Origin of the sequence: Pseudoalteromonas simplex, assembly GCF_015278155.1 — a bacterium.
Lineage (GTDB): Bacteria > Pseudomonadota > Gammaproteobacteria > Enterobacterales > Alteromonadaceae > Pseudoalteromonas > Pseudoalteromonas simplex.
The window spans coordinates 435,879-455,118 of sequence record NZ_JADILN010000001.1; the positions used below are offsets into that span (position 1 = coordinate 435,879).

The following is a 19,240-nucleotide window of genomic DNA, read 5'->3' on the forward strand; positions in this document are numbered from 1 at the left end:
ATTTTACTATGAATCATCGTTAATCAATAACATAGCCTTAAATTAAGCCTTGTGCTAGGTTTTAAAAGAGACAAACACAGTTTGAGATTAAAATGGATGATTTTAAACAAGCTTATTTATTAGAGAAAGCGGCCAGAGAAGAGGCCGAACAATTGCTTGCCGATAAAAGCCGGATTCTGGTAGCTGTTAATAGTGAGCTTGAACAAAAAGTTGCTGATTTAGAGCATCATCAAGCTATGTTTATTCAAGCTGAAAAAATGGCAACTTTAGGCACATTGTGTGCTGGAGTCGCACATGAAATTAATAACCCGCTTGCTTATAGTATGAGTAACCTTGATAGTTTGAAAAGCTACTGTGGTTTCTTCGGCAAGCTACTGAAATTATGTAGCGAGTTTAGTGAAAATCACATAGACAAAGAGGCTTTTCATCAACAGCTGGTGGATCTAAACCAAGTACACTCTTTTGCGTTTGTTGCTGATGATTTACCTGATTTAATTGATGATACAGAACAAGGTTTGCAACGGATTAGTAAAATAGTGTCGAACTTGTTGAATTTTTCTCGCCCTAAAAGTCAGGATATGCAGTTTGCTGATATGACAGATGCAGTGACAAGTGCGGTGAAACTTCTTACTAATCAATTAAGAAATTGTCATTTGCAATCGCAATATAGCCCAATATCCCAAAGCTGGTGTAATCTAGCTGCTATTAGCCAAGTAATTGTTAATCTTTTAATTAATGCTAAACAAGCTTGCGATAATCAAGACTCTCAAACAAAAATTACTATCAATGTTTATGAGCTAGAGCAACACATATATATCGACATTGAAGATAATGGCATTGGTATGTCAGCAGAGACCATCGCTAAAATATATGATCCTTTTTTCACTACTAAACCAGTAGGAGAAGGTACCGGCATGGGTATGACGATGGTGTATGCTATTGTGCATGAACATAAAGGTCGAATTGATATTCAAAGCTCGCAAGGAATTGGCACAAGAATGAGTTGCGTATTTCCTGTTTTGAGTCAGGTAACTAGTTGACAATATTTCAGTTGTTGCAAAAATTTGTGGATTCGCTAGTGTAGAACTAAACCCATTTAAAATTATTGAAAAGGCACGTTATGCTCAATCAACAAAGTTCAGATGTTTTTAACAACTATCTCGCCAGTCAAAGTACAACGAATCAAGTGAGTTTGGATCAAGTGCTTGGCTATATGTCTGGTTTGTTAGCCTGTTCAGAGTTTTTTGGAGAGTCAGAGCTTGCCAATTACATTGCTGATAATGATGAAGCGGTATTCAACACCTTAATGACGGATTCTGAGCCACGCGATGCAATGATTGAGCTGCTCGATAATGTGACCGAGGCACAAGTTGAACAAAAGAAGATTTTAGCCGAATTATATCCAAATGAAGTAAACAGCAATGAGCCAAGCCAAGCACTGCAAGATTTTTGTAGCGGCTATATTGCAGCTTATATCGTGAATCAAGAAATTTGGCACAGCGATTTACAATTTTTACTGCAAGCGGATGGTCAACAAGAAAATGAAAGCGAAGATGGTCAATTGTTTATTGATAATTTTGAAGCAACTCTCGATTTGCTTACCACCTTTGCAATGTGGGATCAGGCGCTAGCAAACCACCCTGAACCAGATAAACTAGGCGAAGGGTTTGTGACCTTCTTTAACGCACTAGACGAGAGTTTATCTGAAATTGCCACTATGGCGTTAATGCTTGAAGATGAAAAGCTGGCAATGTTGGAACAAGATAAGTAAATACTCCTCACCTCAGTAGAAATAAGCTGATAGTTGCATTATTTTGCTTATTTCTGCTGTAAAGTGAATAATTCCCACCACTGAAACTCTATTAATACTATAAATAGAAATATTTATACCTAAGTCGTACCTCTTTTTTCTTTCATTTTGTGGATTTGTTGATAGGATGTTTTGTAAAGGTTAACTCGCAGGCTTGAGTTAGCTTTCAAACTTGTGATTTTAAAATCAATAATACGTGCTTAGTGCTTTTCTAAATTTCTCCAAAAGGGGCGTCTTTTGTTTTAAGGAAAGCCAGAATATCAACAGGATACACATGACAACACATTCTTTAAGTATGCTGGCCGTTGCGGTCAGTGTGGCTGTTTCTGCGACTTCAGTGCAGGCAGCTGAGCAAGCACCTGCTGCCAAAGCAGATAAAAACATCGAACAAATCTCTGTATTAGGCTCTCGGGTTGCTAACCGTACGGCTACCGAATCAACATCACCCGTTGATTTAATTGATGCAGATGACCTAAACAAAGGTGGTTTTACTGAGCTCGGCCAAAGTCTGCAAGCGACAGCTCCTTCATTTAACTTTTCACGCACGCAAGTATCAGATGGCTCTGACTTATTTAGACCAGCGACTCTTCGTGGTTTACAGCCTGACCAAACGTTAGTGCTTATCAATGGTAAGCGCCGTCATAACCAATCTATTTTTGGCTTAAATGGTACTGTAGGTGCCGGTGCTGCAGGTACCGATATGAACGCGATTCCGCTTACCGCTTTAAAAGGCGTTGAAGTACTTCGTGATGGTGCTGCGGCGCAATATGGCTCAGATGCGATTGCTGGTGTTATCAACTTATCGTTAAACGATTCAACTGGTGTAACAACGGGCTATGTGCAAGCGGGTAGTACAGGTGAAGGCGATGGTGACACTATTTCAATGGGTTTAAACCGGGGCTTTGATTTAGGTGATGAAGGCGGCTTCATTAACTTTTCTTTAGAATACCGTGATGCTGATGGCACCAACCGCGCAGAGCGTGATACTGGTGGCTCAGTTGATGTACCAGCAGGTACGCTGTCTGACGAGGTTCGTTGGAGGCAAGGTAATGCTGATAGCGAATTTACGTCTGTGTTTTATAACATGGCGTTACCATTTGGTGAGACTGAGCTTTACTCATTTGGCGGATACTCAAACCGTACTGCGCTAGGTAATGGTTTTTATCGTAACTTTGACCAAGCAGCGAAGAACGTGGTGCAAGTATATGGCGATGGCTTTTTACCTCGTATCGATAACGAAGCTGAAGATATTTCGTTTTCACTTGGTTTACGCGGTGAGTTAAATCCAGATTGGAGCTATGACGTATCTGCCGTATATGGTGAAAACAGTTATGATTTTACGTCAAAAAACACCCTAAATGCGTCGTATGCAGCTGAATATGTTGCGAGTAACCCTGATGCAAGCGATGCTGATATTGTTGCAAATGCAGGCCCTAATGGTGGCTACTCAGGTGGCTTTAGGTTTGATCAAACAACAGTAAATGCAGACCTGAATGGTATTGTTGATATTGGCCGCAGTGAGCCTTTATATGTATCAGTGGGAGCCGAATACCGTAAAGAGAATTATGAAATCGTGCCGGGCGAAGAAGCGTCTTATGCGTGTGGTTTAGCTAATTCAGATACTTCATTCCCAGCGGTAAACGACAGCAGCGTATTTGCTGAGTGTGGTTTCCAAGCTTATAACGGTTTACGCCCTGAAGCGTCAAATAAAGAGAGTCGTTACAGCTATGCATTTTATGTGAATGCCGAAACGTTGATCACGGATGCATGGCAAGTAAGTACAGCGCTTCGTTATGAAGACTTCTCTGATGCCGGTGATGACATCATTGGTAAGCTAGCAACGCGCTATGAAATTACCGATGACTTTGCCGTGCGTGGTGCGATTTCGTCTGGCTTTAGAGCGCCATCATTGCAACAAAGTGCGTACACTGCTTACACTACAAACCTAGGTGCTGGTGGTGTGTTATTGCAGTCATTCACAGCAACTGCTGGCTCTGATTTCCCATCGGCACTTGGCGTTGATAGTCTAGGCCTTGAAAGCTCTGAAAACTTAAGTGCGGGTTTTGTTTATAACGTAACCAGCGATTTATCATTAACTGTTGATTTTTATCATGTAGAGATCAAAGACAGAATTACCCTTGGCAGCTTAATGTCGGCGGACGATGTGGCATTTAGTGCCGAGGCTGTGGCTGCGCTTAATGCAACAGGGGCACAGCAAGCCAACTACTTCTCAAACTCAGTTGATTCAACCACTAAAGGGGTTGATATTATTGCTTCGTACCGCACCGATTTATACGACGGTAATTTCTCAGCAACCTTCGCGGGTAACATTAACGAAACTGAAATTGATGATGTAAATGCACCAGAGGGTATTCCTGAATCAATCGCCCTTGATGATTTACAACGTAGTTTCTTAACAGACGGTCAACCAGGTGAGCGTGCAACGCTAACGTTTGAATACGATCGTGGCGATTTCAACAGCATGCTACGCTTTAATTACTATGGTGAAACAGACGTTAAATACTTTGGTAATGACCACATTGGTTTGCCTGATGAGCTATCACCTACCGGTGAGTTTAAAGACACAAGCACGGTAGAATCGGCGGTATTAGTGGATGTTAATGTGGGCTATCAGCTAACTGACGAACTCATGCTATCGGCGGGTATTGATAATATCTTTGATGTAACGCCAGACGAACTAGGCGAAGATGAAGCGCTTGATTTTATTACAAATAAAGCATTCAAATACCCTGTTCGTGCACTACCTTATGGTTTTGATGGTATGACCTACTACGCAAAATTAAGTTTTAGTTTTTAATTCCTAAGTTGATATGAAACTTAAATAGCGCCTAACGGCGCTATTTTTTTGCTTAATTGTAGTATCCGACATTTGTCTTTAATTAGAGAGTTGCAAGGGGAAAGTTTGCGAGTTTCGAGTTTCGAGTTTCGAGATACGAGATACGAGATACGAGATACGAGATACGAGTCTGTAGCAGCGATTTCATATCGCGTTTTATTTCGCTTTTTTGAGTTTTCATCTTCATTTAAGCACTCCAAAATCTATTTAGTAGAATGCTTCCAAATAACAAAATCCAACCTGCAACTATAATTGTGTAGTAGAAAGTCGAATTAATTATTGGCTCTAAAGTGAAGCGTGGTGAAAATAATTTTTTTACCGGTTTAAAGAATAGCTTTGGGTTTAAGCTACCCGCTAAAATTATAAGTGAAATTGCTAGACAACTAATGAACTCTAACCAGTCTAGGCCTTGTAATATAAGCGAATAAACACCGACAGTTAAATTAATAATTGCTGCCAATCCGAACAAAGTTGATAGCAGCTTTTCCTTTTTATTAAGCCTTTCCATGCTGTAATACTCCTTATTACATTATTTAATATCTTCACATTCAGGTAAGTTACGAGAAACGAACTTGTAGCTGCGATTTTAATCTCGCACCTTATAATTCGCATCCATCACCAATGTCGCGGCATAAAGCCGCTGCTACGTAGGCGTTATGCTTGCATGGCGCGCGAAATAAATTTCACGCCTACGTCTAGTCGTTTTACATAGGTGTGGTGTTTGAGAGTTCATGGCTGAAGCCATTCCTACGAACGACATCAAATTTGTAGCAGCGATTTCATATCGCGTTTTATCCTATTCAATGCGCAGCCTCTTTGAGAGTTTTTGTTTTCTCTGTGTACCGCGAAGCGCCTCTTTGTTGTCTGTGATTAAAATTATTTTCACAAAGAGAAGTTTATGAGAAGAAAAAGAGGAAGTGAAAACACCTCCTCCATAATTGTAATATTTTTGCTATTTCGAACCATTAACCACTCGGTCGCAAATCTCGCGCATTTGTTGTTTTATTTCGGGTTCTTTTTCATCGAATATTTTGTTGATCCGCTCGATATAGGCATGGTTTTCTTCGAATGGCACGCCGATTTCGTAGACATCGGCGGCTTCGCGTAGCATTTCTTTATCGAACTCACTGAAAATATCGACCATCTCTTGGGCTTTCTCTTGCTCAATACCGAGTGCTTCAAAAGCTGAGCGGCCCATACGCATGGTACTGTCGTATGTTTCCCGAATAATATCTCGACAGCCGTAAGCCCATAAATCGTATACATGGTGGCGATCAACTGCGCGGGCAACTACATGTAAATGCGGGTAATTTTGCATCGCATAACGAACTAATTTAGTGATTTGTTCGGCGTCATCAAGCGCAACAATCAGCAGTTTTGCATCTTCAATACCTGCAGCACTGAGTAAGTCTGGTCGAGTTGCATCACCAAAGAAATTACGAATACCAACACGCTCTAAGGCTTCGAGTTGCTTGTAGTTGTAATCAATCACAGTCGTTTTATAGCCGCCAGCTTGTAAAATACGGTCAACCAGCCCACCCATTCTGCCTGAGCCTGCAATGATCACATGGCTATCATCGGGAAACTCGTCTGTTTCTTTTCCTGGTTGCTCACAAATGAAACGGGGTGCTATCACACGCTGATAAAGGATATATAACCCAGGTGAAAGTAGCATGGATAAAGTAACAACCAATAAAAGTTGGTCGGCGATGTTGTCTGCCAATACATTATTAGAGACACTGTAAGCAAGTAGTACAAAACCAAACTCACCAGCTTGAGCAAGCCCCAGTGCTAGCAACCAGAGTGCGGCGCCTCTAAGACCAAAAATACGACCTAAAATAAGCAGTACAGCTGTTTTTGTTACAATCAATGCACTGGTTAAGAGCACAATGGTAGCTAGGTTATCTGCGAGTAATTGAAAATTGATACTAGCGCCAACGGTGATAAAGAATAATCCTAGCAACAGCCCTTTAAAGGGATCGATATTACTTTCGAGTTCGTGTTTATAAGGTGAATTTGCAAGCACAACACCCGCTAAAAAAGTACCAAGTGCAGGTGATAAGCCTACTAACGACATCATCAAAGCGATACCAATAACAAAGAATAGGGCTGTTGCAGTAAATAATTCGCGAAGCCGTGCTTGTGCTACAAATCTAAAAATGGGTGCGGTTAAGTAGTTACCACCAAAAACAACGAGCGCTATCATACCTAAAGTAACCAGCGCTGCTTGCCAGCTCTCAAGACCCGCCACCAAGCTTAAACTAGCATGAGTGTCTTCACTTGTATGGGCTGTATCTGCAATGGCTGGCGCTAGTTCAGGTAAAGCAAGCAAGGGAATAAACGCAAGCATAGGAATAACGGCTATGTCTTGAGTAAGTAATACGCTAAATGAGGCTTGACCACCATCTGACTTTAATAGCCCGCGCTCTGAAAGCGTTTGCAGCACAATCGCGGTCGATGAAAGTGATAAAATTAAGCCTATTGTAAGTGCTGTTTGCCAAGCATGACCAAATGCTAAACCAATACCCGTAAAGGCGGCAGCTGATAAAACCACCTGTCCGCCACCAAGTCCAATAAGCTGTTTTCGCATTGACCAAAGCGCTTTGGGTTCAAGCTCTAAGCCAACAATGAACAGCATCATTACCACACCAAATTCAGCAAAATGCTGGATGGCAATCACATCAACATTTAAAAATGTCAGTGTTGGCCCAATAACAATACCAGCGAGTAAGTAGCCAAGTACTGAACCTAACCCCAGTTTGCTGGCAATAGGCACGGCAATAATGCCTGCAATAAGGAAAATATAGGCGATTAAGAGAAAGTCAGTCATCGTAATCCTGTTTGTTTTTAATTAACTATGGTTGGTTTCGCTAGTTTTGCCAGTAGTTAGGTAGTGAATGCAATCAAAAAGCGAATTTAGTCAGTAAAATGACAACAAGGAATGGTGTTTAGTCAAAACGAGTAAGACAAAATAAGGGGTAAAAAATCATCGTTTTTTTATTAAAAATACTTGCGTAGCGCTAGGCTAGGTATATACTCGCAGTACGTTTAATAGGAGTAAAAAATGAGCAAAAAGAAACAACGCGCACAAGGCCAAGTTGATACTGGTCGTGGTGTAATCAACGACAATGTGTACGCCGCAATGGTGACATCTAAGCTGTTCACAGCAAAAGTAGAGAAACCTAAAAAAGGTAAAGGTGCATATCAACGTAAGGCTAAACATGCAGGACGAGAGTCCTATTTAATCGCTGCTTAATTAAGTTGTGATCAAATAGGATTTTTGTGAAAAGCAAACACTGAGTGTTTGCTTTTTTTATGACTAAAATTCGTGTTAAGAATAAATTTCACCCAATTTTAATAGAAATTTTTACCTAAAAACTAATTTATTCGTTATATACCCAGAATCGATACGGTAATTATTTTTGTTTTACCCCACATAACCTCTGACTATTTTGTGCGCAAACCAGATAAACCGTACTTTTGTGGTTAAAATATTGTTAATTTTGTGTTCATTTTTACTCTGTAGAATCATCCTCGTTTTTGCTTTTCAATAAAAATAATTAATTCTTTTTTAGTGTCTATATTTAAATTTTGCATCAAAAAGTGTGTTTATTTTACCCTTTATAGGTAAATACAAGCTTGACGTAATAGCGCTTTGTGTTACATTAAAGTTGGATTTGTAAAATAAATGTTATTAAAACTTTTGGGCGGAGGGAGCGAATGAGCTCGCATAAATTAATAAAAAATGCCTTTAAACTGAGTGCGCTGTCACTAGGTTTATACGGCTTTACAGCACAGGCTGCGATTGATTGCAGCAACTTAGAAGTGTGGCAACAAGGGCAAACACATGTTGGTGGTGATCAGGTTCAAGCACAAGGTAGCGCTTATGAAGCCAAGTGGTGGACGCAAACCAACCCTGTGGAGACTTCTGGTGTCGATCAAGAGTGGCGTTTATTGGGTGTTTGTGACAGCGTTGTCAATGAAGATCAAGCACCTCAAATTAGCAGTTTAACACCCGCAGAGGGTTCTTTATTTACCACAAGTGACAGCGTTGTCATAAGTGCAATTGCCGCTGATCCTGATGGTAGCGTGGCAAGTGTAGAGTTTTTTGTTGATGGTACTTCGCTGGGTGTTGTGACAAGCACACCTTACTCTGCGAGCTGGCAAGCAACCCAAGGCAGCCATGTGATCAGTGCGGTCGCAACGGATGATTTAGGGTTAACCTCTACAGCGGTTGCACATTCAGTGAATGTGTCTGATGACGTTGAGCCGGTCAACCAAGCGCCGGTGGCAAGCATTGAATTTAGCTCACTGCCGTCACAAGTAACGGTGGGTGACAGTGTGGTGTTTGCGCTTTCTGGCACTGATAGCGATGGTCAAGTGACTGCGTTATCGTTAACTGAAAACAGCACTGAAGTTCATCAAGCAAGTGCTGCTTCTTCAAGTTACACGTGGCAGGCTCCAGCACTTGGGCAATTTTCATTTACCTTAACGGTGACCGATAACGAAGGCGCGACGGATACACAAAGCAAAGTTGTGAATGTTGTTGAAGCAACAGAGCCAGGCAAAGATTGTAAACCGCAAGGTTTATACCAAACGCCGGGTGTAAATACCCCATACTGTAGCGTGTATGATGCAAATGGCCGCGAGAAAATGGGCCCAGATCATCCACGCCGCGTTATTGGTTATTTTACGAGTTGGCGAAATGGTGCCAATGGTCAGCCAAGCTACTTAGTTAACGATATTCCTTGGGACAAGATCACCCATATCAACTATGCCTTTGCGCATGTTGATGGTAATAACAAGGTCTCGATTGGTGATCCAAATGCAGCTGGCAACCCAGCGACAAACATGACTTGGCCGGGCGTTACAGGCGCTGAAATGGATCCAAGCTTTAGTTACACAGGTCACTTTAACTTACTCAATAAATTCAAAAAACAACACCCAGATGTAAAAACCTTAATCTCTGTAGGTGGCTGGGCTGAAACAGGTGGTTATTTTGGTGAAGACGGTACTCGCGTAAACAGCGGTGGTTTCTACACGATGACAACCAATGCCGATGGCTCAGTGAACCAAGCGGGGATTGATGCCTTTGCGAAAAGTGCCGTTGAGTTTATTGAAACCTACGGTTTTGATGGTGTCGATATTGATTACGAATACCCATCGTCAATGAATGACTCAGGCCACCCTGATGATTTTCCTATTTCTAATGCTCGTCGCGCAGGTCTTAACGCCTCGTATCGTGTATTGATGCAAAAACTACGTGAAGAGCTTGATATTGCAGGTGAAAAGGCAGGTAAACATTACTTACTAACGATTGCTTCGCCATCTTCAGGTTACTTATTACGTGGCATGGAAACATTCCAAAGCGTGAAGTATCTCGACTACGTTAACATTATGTCTTATGACTTACATGGTGCATGGAATTCACATGTAGGCCATAACGCAGCCTTGTTTGATACCGGTCTTGATTCTGAATTAGCGCAATGGGGCGTTTATACCACCGCTGAGTTTGAAGGTATTGGCTACTTAAATACGGATTGGGCTGTGCGTTACTTCCGCGGTGCGGTCTCTGCAGGTCGAATCAATATTGGTATTCCATATTATACCCGTGGCTTTAAAGATGTATCCGGTGGTACTAATGGTTTATGGGGCCAAGCAGCGCTGCCAGATCAATCAAAATGTGCGAAAGGGACTGGCGTTGGTGATAAAAATCAATGCGGTAATGGCGCACTCGGCATTGATAACCTATGGCACGATAAGAACGATGTTGGTGAAGAAATGCCAGCAGGTTCTAACCCACTATGGCATGCGAAAAATCTTGAAAATGGCATTAACCCTTCTTACCTTGAAATCTATGGTCTAACGCCAGAAACCGATGCAGATGATGTATTAACGGGTACTTATACACGTTTTTACGATGATGTAGCGGTTGCTCCATGGCTTTGGAATGCAGAGAAAAAGGTATTCTTATCAATTGAAGATGAGCAATCAATGGCAATTAAAGTTGATTATGTTATCAACAATGGTCTTGGCGGCATCATGTTCTGGGAGCTTGCCGGTGACTATGATTATGACTCAGCGAAAGGTGAGTACTTCATGGGCTCAAGCTTAACCACACTTGCTTACGATAAATTTAACCAAAGTGGTGTGGCTTACAATACTCATCAAGGCAATGTCGATTTCACCCTGCCAAGCGAAGCGGTTGACGTAAGCTTTACAGTGAAAGACTTCCCAATTGGTGATGATAACTACCCAATCGCACCTACATTCGCATTCACCAATAACTCAGATATCGACTTAAGCGGCGCGAAAATCAGCTTTGATGTGCCAGTTTCTACCTCGGCAATTTTCAAATCAAATTGGAATGCACAAGAAAAGCTCGGTATGGCTGTTGAAGCAAATGGCTCTAATGCGGCTGGCGATAATATCGGCGGCTTTGAAAATGAGTTTCATCGTTTTTCAATCACCTTAGTGAATGAGTGGGGCGGTATCGAAAAGTCATTTAACACAGGTGAAACCGTTGAGGCGCAAGTTATGTACTACATGCCAATTACGGGGCCAACTAACTTCACCATTGAGAAAAATGGCAAAACCTATGCCTTCAAATACGAATACCCAATGCTACCAGATGGCACAGCTGGCAGTGGTGATACTGGCGGTGACACCGGTGGTGATACGGGTGGCGAGGGAAGTTGTAATGGTGTTGATGTAGCAAGTATCCCTGTGTATCCAAATTGGCCGCAAACTGATTGGGCTGGTAATCCAAGCCATGCTGTTGGCGGCGACCTAATGAATCACAACAACGTGATTTACGAAGCAAAGTGGTGGACGAGCACAGAGCCAGGCACATCTGCTGACTGGACGGTGAGTTGCACGCTTTAACCAACTAAGCGGAGCAAGCACTTTGCTCCGCATATCTACAGCGAGAACAACAATGAAAGTAATGAAATCAAAGGCATTGTCTTTATCGGCAGTGGCAACCAGTATGCTGCTTGCCTGTGCATCAAGCCATGTGAATGCCCACGGATTTTTAGAAAGCCCGAAGGCTCGTCAAGCGATATGTAATGCTGATGGTGGGTACTGGTGGCCTGCTGATGGCAGTGGTATTCCTAACCTTGCTTGTCGTGCAGCGTTTGTTGAAGCAGGGCATGTGCAGTTTGTGCAAGACATTGAATTTTCAGCTAATACCATTGATTACACAAGCCTTGATGCAGTAAAGCAAAGCGTGCCTGATGGCCGATTATGTGCCGCAGGCGACCCTGAAAAACGCGGTATGGATTTACCTTCAGCGCATTGGCAACGCAGTGAGGTTATTCCTAATGCGAATGGCGATATTTTAGTGCGTTTTTTAGCAAGTACGCCGCATAACCCGAGTTTCTGGCAGTTTTATTTAACAAAACCGGGCTTTGATAGTGCGACTCAAGTGCTTACTTGGGACGACCTAGAGCTTGTTGAAGAGTACGGTAATCTTGATTTTAGCATTGATGCTAACAACGGCCGTTACTATGAAATGAGCGTATCTATTCCACAAGGGCGCAGTGGCGATGCCATTTTATACACGCGTTGGCAACGAGATGATGCCGGTGGCGAAGGCTTCTACAACTGTAGCGATATTAATATTGTCAGCGATGCGACCCCGACAGAGCCAACCGATTGGGCAGCAATTAGCTACTTTGTTCGTCAAGGACAAGACGCTGAGGTTGGCGGTAGAGTGTCAGCGAGGTTATTTGATGAAAATGGCCAAGAGTTACTCACTCAACAAATGCAGATCACAGCTGATAACCAAGCTAATTGGCAGGCTGAATTTGCAGCACTGTTAAACCTTAATTACGCGCACTTAGTTAATATTGGCGTGCAAAATAGCGCTGGAGATATTGCCTTTGATGCGTCTGATTTAATGACTAATCAGGTCTTTACAACGAATGCAAATTACAGCTTTGCACTAAGCGTACAAGCGGCTCCTGACAATACCGCGCCAATTATTCATCAACCAGATGACCTTCAAGTCGAAGAAGAAAGCAGCACCGCGATACACCTACACGCCTTTGATGATCAACAAAGCACATTAACTTATAGCTGGGATGTACCTGCACCACTGAGCTTTACGGGTAGCGATGCCAACATCACGCTAAATGCCCCCTCTGTAGATGCTGATACAAGCTACACCGTAAGAGTATCGGTGTCAGATGGCGAGCTCACAAGCCAAGTAAGTTTTACCGTGACTGTGCTCAATAGCACTGTGGTCGACCCTGATCCAGTTGATCCGAGCGTGCCTGCTTGGAATAGCACAAGCCAATACAACACGGGCGATAAAGTGAGTTTTAACGGCGGAGTTTACAGTGCGAAATGGTGGAACCAAGGCGCACAACCAGACAGTAGTGATGCATGGCAGCTTGAATCAGGCAGTGCATCAATCGAGTGGAACAGCGGCAAAGCCTATCAAGGCGGCGACGAAGTAACCTATCAAGGACAGCGCTATCGAGCGCAGTGGTGGACCCAAGGAGATGTACCGGGTGCCAGCCAAGTATGGACAGAAATCTAAAGTTTTGTAGTTCAAACTTTATCAATAACAGCGTAACGCTATATAAAAACAGATAAGAGAGAATCATGAATATAAAACAATTAAGCGCAGCCATTGGTATTGCACTCTTTGCAAGTGCAGCGAATGCAGCACCTTCAACACCAACCATTATTTGGGAGCCACAAGAGTACTCATTTGTTGAGGTTGATCTTGAAGGTACAGGCTCATACAAGAGCTTAGTGAACCGCGTTGATGAAGTCACTATCAGCATTGAATGGAACGCATGGAGTGGGGATGGCGGCGACAGCTATAAAGTGTACTTCGATGATATGTTGGTTAATGAAGGGTCACTTGCAGCAGGCACTAAAAGTGGTGTTATTAGCTTCCCGTATGATAAAGCAGGTCGTCACACATTATATGTAGAACTATGTGAAGGCGGTACCACCTGTGCTCGCAGTGAAGGTAAGCCAATTGTTATTGCCGATACAGATGGCGGTCACTTAGCGCCATTGCCGATGGATTATGATCCAAACAACCAAGATATTGGCACCAAAGATGGTCTTGTTACCGGTGCCTACTTTGTTGAGTGGGGTATTTATGGTCGCGATTTCGACGTAACCAATATACCAGCACAAAACCTCAGTCATATCTTGTATGGGTTTATTCCAATTTGTGGACCTAATGATTCGTTAACAGGTGGGCCTAAAAACGCGCTAAATACGGCGTGTGCAGGATCGCAAGATTTTGAAGTGGTGATCCACGACCCATGGGCTGCGATTCAAAAAGCGCTACCAGGTGTTGATAGCAATGACCCAATTCGTGGTACGTATTCGCAGTTAATGGCGTTAAAGCAGCGCTATCCTGATCTGAAAATTTTACCATCGGTGGGTGGTTGGACTTTATCAGACCCATTTGCTTATTTTACCGATAAAGCAAATCGCGACACGTTTGTGGCATCAATGGAAGAGTTTTTAAGAACGTGGAAGTTCTACGACGGTGTAGATATTGACTGGGAATACCCTGGTGGTCAGGGTGCTAATCCAAATTTAGGCGACCCAGTTGCTGACGGCCCTGCATACGTTGCGTTAATGCAAGAGCTGCGAGCGATGCTTGATAAGCTTGAAGCCGAGACAGGTCGTGAGTATGAATTAACATCAGCGATTGGTGCGGGTTACGACAAAATTGAAGATGTCGACTACTCACAAGCTCAACAATATATGGATTACATTTTCTTAATGAGCTATGACTACTATGGTGCATGGAGCAATGTAACGGGCCATCAGGCTGCACTTTATTGTTCATCGCATTTCCGTGTTGGTCAGTGTGATGGCACAGGTGTCGATGAAGAAGGCGTTCCATATAAAGGCCCTGCTTACACAACTGATAACGCAGTGCAAAATCTACTTGCGCAAAACGTACCATCGAAGAAAATCGTGGTAGGTGCCGCTATGTATGGCCGTGGCTGGGAAGGCGTTTATCCAGAAAATGCCACTATCGCTGATAACCCTATGACAGCACCGGGCAACGGCAAACTTAAAGGCACTACAGCGCAAGGCGTATGGGAAGATGGTGTAATTGATTATAAAGGCATCAAAACTTACATGCTGGGCGCTGCAGAAAATGGCATCAATGGGTTTGAAACAGGTTATGACGAACAAGCCGAAGCCGCTTATGTATGGAACCGCAGTAACGGTAAATTAATTACATACGATAACCGTCGTTCTGTTTTGGCAAAAGGTGCTTATGTTAATCAATATAATCTAGGTGGTCTGTTTGCATGGGAAATTGACGCTGATAATGGCGATATTCTTAACGCTATGCACGAAGCGCTTGGTGGCACAGTAACTGAGCCTAGCAATAGAGCGCCAGTGCTATCTGTATCAAGTACCGTATCTGTGAATGCGGGCGAAAGTGTATCTATTAGTGCATCGGCAACAGATGCTGATAACGATCCGCTAAGCTTTAGCTGGACAGCTGACAGCGCGTTAACAGTAAGCGGTGAAAATTCAAATACCCTTGTTATCACAGCGCCATCAGTGACTGCTGATACGCAATACACGGTTGCTGTGAGTGTGAGCGATGGTGAGGCAAGTGTAAGCCGTAACGTCACTGTTAATGTTGTAGCACCAACAACAGGTGAGAACCAAGCACCAGTGGTTGCGGCAATTGCTGATAAAACAGTGGCAGAAGAGGCGAGTGTGGACGTGGCTGTTTCGGCATCTGATGCTGATGGCGATACGCTTTCATACAGCTGGAGTGTGCCAGCAGGCTTAACGTTAGTGGGTTCAGGTGCTGATGTGAGCTTACAAGCGGGCAGCGTTGATGCAGATACAAGTTATGTTGTGTCGGTTTCAGTAAGCGATGGTCAAACTGCTACAGCAGTGAGCTTTAATATTACTGTGACAGATTCTGGTACAACAACTCCGCCAGATGGTGAAACCACATGGGATGCAGCGGCGACTTATGTTGGTGGTGATACGGTGATTTATAACGGCGTAGAGTACACCGCTAAGTGGTGGACACAAGGTGACCGCCCTGATTTAGGCGGCCCATGGGAGGCAACTTCACAACCAACAGATGGGAACGGTGATGTTGTGTGGCAAGCTGCAGGTATCTACAACGGTGGTGACCAAGTCACTCACCAAGGTAATAAATACGAAGCGAAATGGTGGACTCAAGGAGACGAGCCAGGCGTAGCGGATGTATGGAAAGCACTTTAAGTGTAACAACCACATTTAATGCCCATCATTAAAATGTGATTTCCCTTTAAAGCAGCCGCATGGCTGCTTTTTTGTGGGGGAAGTAGGTTGGGTAGAACGGAGTGAAACCCAACATAATCCATGTAAACCTTTTCAAATTTCTTATCTTCAGACGCGCGAAACAAGTTTCACGCCTACGGGGGAAAACATAGGTGCTGGGGTTTAGGCGCTAGGGCGTGATGTAAAAACTCTGCTACAGACTCGTATCTCGCACCTCGAATCTCTTAACTTTACTCTTTCCCCTTGAAACTCGCTAACTTAAGACATTTCCCGGCTAAAGCCAGTCCTACGGGCTGCCACCTCGCATTTCGGAACTTTCCCCTTAAAACTTACTAACTTTCTGTTTCTCATTTCATACACTGATCTTTCAGGCATTATCAACCATACTTGAATAATATGATCTGTAAGTATTTAAGCTAAGGTGGATAAATGAGGTTAAGTGCGTTGTTTTTACTTACCGTTTTTGTATTTAGTAACTCGGTATTTAGCTGCGATAAAACCTTAAAAGTGGGAATTAGTCAGCAGTGGGCGCCTTATGTCTTTACGCAAAACGGTGAACTCACCGGCATAGATATCGATGTGGTCAACTTAGTACTAAATGAGGCAGGGTTTTGTGCAACATACGTCGTCATGCCTTCATCTAAACGCGGGTTTACAGAGCTTAAACACGGTAAAGTCGATTTACTACCTGCCGCAAGTTATAGCACAGAGCGTGACTCTTTTAGTTTTTTTTCAGAGCCTTACCGTAATGAAGTGATGCGCTTGTTTTGGTATCCTCATGGCCGGTTAGAGTCTTTAGACTTGCAAGGTTTGCTCGAACATCAGCAAGTTATTTTAACTAACAGCGGGAGCTACTTTGGATCTGACTTTACTCATTTAAAAGAAGAACCAAAGTATAAAGAGCTACTCGTTACTGTACCCTCTTTGCGCCAGCGGCTAGCTATGCTGGTTGCTAAGCGGGTCGATTTTTTTGTTGATGATGAATTAGCCGGTTTATATTTAATTCAAAAAAATAACCAGCAGGGGATCGAGTTGCATCCGTATATTGTCAATAATGACAGCGTCCATTTTATGCTGAGTGAAACAACCCTTTTAGCAGAAGACAGAGCAGCTATTAACTCAGCAATTATAAACAACCAGCAAGCGATAACCGAGATTATCGCTCGCTATGTTAAGCACTAAGCTAGCCTAATCACTAAATTATCCTAAACGAGTCACACGCAATTTAATTCGCCCCGCATTCGCCCCATAAAAGCGGTTTAGGTCGTTGGCAAAAGGACAAAACTCACCTGATTTAGCAATACGAATATCAGCACCCTCAGCAATTTCAAATAAATGATCGTCGTTGTTATCGATAGCACCAATTAGCGCAAACCATTGTGCGTGGGGTAAACGTCTAAACGGTTCAAGCACGGCCATTGGGATTTCTTTCACCCCAAGTTGGATATTGTCGCGGTGCCAACCTGCAGGTCCGCAACTAATGCCGTCGTCATACCAAGTTTGCTCTGGGTAAGGCGTAAATCGGTACGTGCCACCTTGCTCTAACATTAAGCCTGTGTGATTGTACTTTTCAGCGCCATACACAAACACATCTTTACTTTCGTCTATGCCCAACACCGTCATATTTTGTTTATCAAGCGCAATATGTGGGCTTAAGCCTTTAAATTTCAAGCGGGTTTCATCGCTATAAAGTACATCGTAATGAAGGCTTTTTAACGACTCCGGACGATAGCTCGTTAGGCGATTAATGCGCTCTGCTACTGTGTAATGAATGGTTGGTGCGAGCGTGCTTTGTTCGTTATCAACCAATACACAGCATTCGCGATCTACCAGTTTGAACAACGGGTTAAACCAAAAATAGTTTTGCTGATGACTAAGAGCCAGCGGATCTGGGGTAACGGTTACATCATCTTGTGCAATGAGGTTACGATGCTCTTCTGGGAGCAGAGTGTTGTAATTGATATCCGCGCTGGTAAGTAAGTTTAATGCAACGGTTTGTTCAATCAGCCACTCAATCGCATAGCGCAGACAAATGTCTGCTAAGCCATCACGATAATAGCCGCCACCCACATCAGAATGGGCGCCTGCAAACCAGATCTCTTGCACATGCGGTGCACTGTTTATAAGTGTGGGTTCAAATGCACGGCGTTTTTCATCAAGTGCCACGCAATGAAGGGCAGCTTTTATATTGCTTGCTAGTGTGTAGTTTTCAAAAATGACATGCTCAGCACCGCGGGTTGCTTTTGTTACTTTCGAAAAGCCTATTGATGCAACGGTATCGAATACACATAAGTACACATCATCACTGATAAGTGGCTCTAAACATTTGGCAAAGCGCCTAGCAAGAGCAGCACCGCGGCTAAAACCAGTTAGAAGTATCTTGTCGCCTACATTGTAATAGCTTTTAAAGTCGCCCATAGCCCGGTTTAAAATGCTGGCAACATCATCACCTCTTGGCGCAAGGGCTTGATTGAATAAACGTCGAAAGCGACTACCTTGGGTGCCTATACCTTGATAATAAAAGCTAAGTTGAGTTGGAAATGGTGTTGCGGGTTCGCTATTGAGTGCGCCGCCAAACAATAAATGAAGTTTAAGAATATTAGAAATACTGGCGTCTTCTTTGAAATGTGCGGTGCTGAATTGTTCAGCATCACGAGGCTCACTGCCTGTGCCATCAAAGTTGAAAATCAGCGTTTTAGCGGTCATAGCGTCATTCCTTTAGTGGTTTGTATAAACATACTCCCACTTTATGAAAATTTGAAGACAAAGATTCACCTAGACAAGCATTTTTGATGCTACGCTAACGTGGTTGCTAAATTAAAACTAAGTGGTTTATCAAGAGGTGTATTTTTGTAAGATTGTCAGTAATACTTGGTAGTCTTTTTTTATTTCAAATAATTTCGATTGTATCTCCTCAAAAGGGTGACGCTCATTGGCGATTAATACAATTAATTCGCTTAGGTGTTGATCTAATCTTGTAGCACCTAAATCGCCGCAGGCTCCTTTAAGTGAATAACTGGCTGATGTAGTTGTTTTAAAGTCTCTGTTCTGTATGGACTGAGATAGTGACGCTAATTTGACATGAGAACTATCTAAAAACATTTTGCTTACTCTAATGAGCAAGACCTCATTGTTCATGAGTCGGTAAAGTGCCGCTTTTTTATTCCAATGGTTCAATTCTAAACTTTCGCTTTTCGAGTTTGTTGTTTGCTGCTTCCCTGACATCTCACTGTTCATTTTTTATTTGCCTGTATAGTTATGTCATTTTGAAAAAATCTACAAAAATTTAA

At 42.9% G+C, this 19,240-nt stretch carries 12 protein-coding genes; 8 read left to right on the forward strand and 4 right to left on the reverse strand.

What is annotated here, in order from left to right:
- Positions 1-92: 92 nt before the first annotated feature.
- The 3 genes from IRQ78_RS01915 (at position 93) to IRQ78_RS01925 (ending at position 4,628) form a co-directional block, all read left to right on the forward strand.
- Entirely contained in the window at positions 93-1,040 is a 948-nt protein-coding gene (locus IRQ78_RS01915; RefSeq protein WP_194441196.1) for a sensor histidine kinase, read from the forward strand.
- Between the two features lie 80 nt (positions 1,041-1,120).
- A complete protein-coding gene (locus IRQ78_RS01920) occupies positions 1,121-1,771 on the forward strand; it encodes a UPF0149 family protein (protein ID WP_054553445.1) in 651 nt (216 codons plus the stop codon).
- Between the two features lie 313 nt (positions 1,772-2,084).
- Complete coding sequence (locus IRQ78_RS01925; protein WP_194441197.1) at positions 2,085-4,628, forward strand: TonB-dependent receptor plug domain-containing protein; 2,544 nt, start codon at positions 2,085-2,087, stop codon at positions 4,626-4,628.
- A gap of 226 nt (positions 4,629-4,854) precedes the next feature.
- Here IRQ78_RS01925 and IRQ78_RS01930 read toward each other — a convergent pair whose 3' ends face one another.
- Together IRQ78_RS01930 and IRQ78_RS01935 are read right to left on the reverse strand one after the other, a co-directional pair.
- Positions 4,855-5,175, reverse strand: coding sequence for a hypothetical protein (locus tag IRQ78_RS01930; RefSeq protein ID WP_194441198.1), 321 nt, complete (start codon positions 5,173-5,175; stop codon positions 4,855-4,857).
- 444 nt (positions 5,176-5,619) lie between these two features.
- Positions 5,620-7,497 (reverse strand): monovalent cation:proton antiporter-2 (CPA2) family protein, encoded by a 1,878-nt coding sequence (locus IRQ78_RS01935; RefSeq protein WP_194441199.1) that lies wholly within the window; start codon positions 7,495-7,497, stop codon positions 5,620-5,622.
- A gap of 234 nt (positions 7,498-7,731) precedes the next feature.
- On the opposite strand from IRQ78_RS01935, the gene arfA reads away from it, so the two are divergent.
- The 5 genes from arfA (at position 7,732) to IRQ78_RS01960 (ending at position 17,132) form a co-directional block, all read left to right on the forward strand.
- On the forward strand, positions 7,732-7,923 hold the full coding sequence (gene arfA, locus IRQ78_RS01940) for an alternative ribosome rescue factor ArfA (protein ID WP_054553449.1): 192 nt from the start codon (positions 7,732-7,734) through the stop codon (positions 7,921-7,923).
- 464 nt (positions 7,924-8,387) lie between these two features.
- A complete protein-coding gene (locus tag IRQ78_RS01945) occupies positions 8,388-11,552 on the forward strand; it encodes a glycosyl hydrolase family 18 protein (protein WP_194441200.1) in 3,165 nt (1,054 codons plus the stop codon).
- 52 nt (positions 11,553-11,604) lie between these two features.
- Positions 11,605-13,212 carry a lytic polysaccharide monooxygenase gene (locus IRQ78_RS01950; protein ID WP_054553451.1) on the forward strand — a complete coding sequence of 536 codons (1,608 nt, stop codon included), beginning with the start codon at positions 11,605-11,607 and terminating at the stop codon, positions 13,210-13,212.
- A gap of 65 nt (positions 13,213-13,277) precedes the next feature.
- Positions 13,278-15,911 carry a glycosyl hydrolase family 18 protein gene (locus IRQ78_RS01955; protein WP_194441201.1) on the forward strand — a complete coding sequence of 878 codons (2,634 nt, stop codon included), beginning with the start codon at positions 13,278-13,280 and terminating at the stop codon, positions 15,909-15,911.
- A gap of 468 nt (positions 15,912-16,379) precedes the next feature.
- The gene (locus IRQ78_RS01960) at positions 16,380-17,132 is read left to right on the forward strand and encodes a substrate-binding periplasmic protein (protein WP_138599357.1); all 753 of its coding nucleotides are present in this window, start codon (positions 16,380-16,382) and stop codon (positions 17,130-17,132) included.
- A gap of 18 nt (positions 17,133-17,150) precedes the next feature.
- Here the strand turns inward: IRQ78_RS01960 and IRQ78_RS01965 are convergent, their stop codons facing one another.
- The gene (locus IRQ78_RS01965) at positions 17,151-18,656 is read right to left on the reverse strand and encodes a phospholipase effector Tle1 domain-containing protein (protein ID WP_194441202.1); all 1,506 of its coding nucleotides are present in this window, start codon (positions 18,654-18,656) and stop codon (positions 17,151-17,153) included.
- A gap of 129 nt (positions 18,657-18,785) precedes the next feature.
- Positions 18,786-19,187: an Hpt domain-containing protein gene (locus tag IRQ78_RS01970; RefSeq protein ID WP_054553455.1), complete on the reverse strand. Its 402-nt coding sequence runs from the start codon at positions 19,185-19,187 to the stop codon at positions 18,786-18,788.
- Positions 19,188-19,240: the final 53 nt, after the last annotated feature.

What these genes read in the sequence shown, in the direction of transcription:
- IRQ78_RS01930 (WP_194441198.1), bottom strand. Translation starts at nt 5,175, where the DNA reads ATGGAAAGGCTTAATAAAAAGGAAAAGCTGCTATCAACTTTGTTCGGA.
- IRQ78_RS01960 (WP_138599357.1), top strand. Translation starts at nt 16,380, where the DNA reads ATGAGGTTAAGTGCGTTGTTTTTACTTACCGTTTTTGTATTTAGTAAC.
- IRQ78_RS01920 (WP_054553445.1), top strand. Translation starts at nt 1,121, where the DNA reads ATGCTCAATCAACAAAGTTCAGATGTTTTTAACAACTATCTCGCCAGT.
- IRQ78_RS01915 (WP_194441196.1), top strand. Translation starts at nt 93, where the DNA reads ATGGATGATTTTAAACAAGCTTATTTATTAGAGAAAGCGGCCAGAGAA.
- IRQ78_RS01945 (WP_194441200.1), top strand. Translation starts at nt 8,388, where the DNA reads ATGAGCTCGCATAAATTAATAAAAAATGCCTTTAAACTGAGTGCGCTG.
- IRQ78_RS01955 (WP_194441201.1), top strand. Translation starts at nt 13,278, where the DNA reads ATGAATATAAAACAATTAAGCGCAGCCATTGGTATTGCACTCTTTGCA.
- IRQ78_RS01965 (WP_194441202.1), bottom strand. Translation starts at nt 18,656, where the DNA reads ATGACCGCTAAAACGCTGATTTTCAACTTTGATGGCACAGGCAGTGAG.
- IRQ78_RS01935 (WP_194441199.1), bottom strand. Translation starts at nt 7,497, where the DNA reads ATGACTGACTTTCTCTTAATCGCCTATATTTTCCTTATTGCAGGCATT.
- IRQ78_RS01925 (WP_194441197.1), top strand. Translation starts at nt 2,085, where the DNA reads ATGACAACACATTCTTTAAGTATGCTGGCCGTTGCGGTCAGTGTGGCT.
- IRQ78_RS01950 (WP_054553451.1), top strand. Translation starts at nt 11,605, where the DNA reads ATGAAAGTAATGAAATCAAAGGCATTGTCTTTATCGGCAGTGGCAACC.
- arfA (WP_054553449.1), top strand. Translation starts at nt 7,732, where the DNA reads ATGAGCAAAAAGAAACAACGCGCACAAGGCCAAGTTGATACTGGTCGT.
- IRQ78_RS01970 (WP_054553455.1), bottom strand. Translation starts at nt 19,187, where the DNA reads ATGAACAGTGAGATGTCAGGGAAGCAGCAAACAACAAACTCGAAAAGC.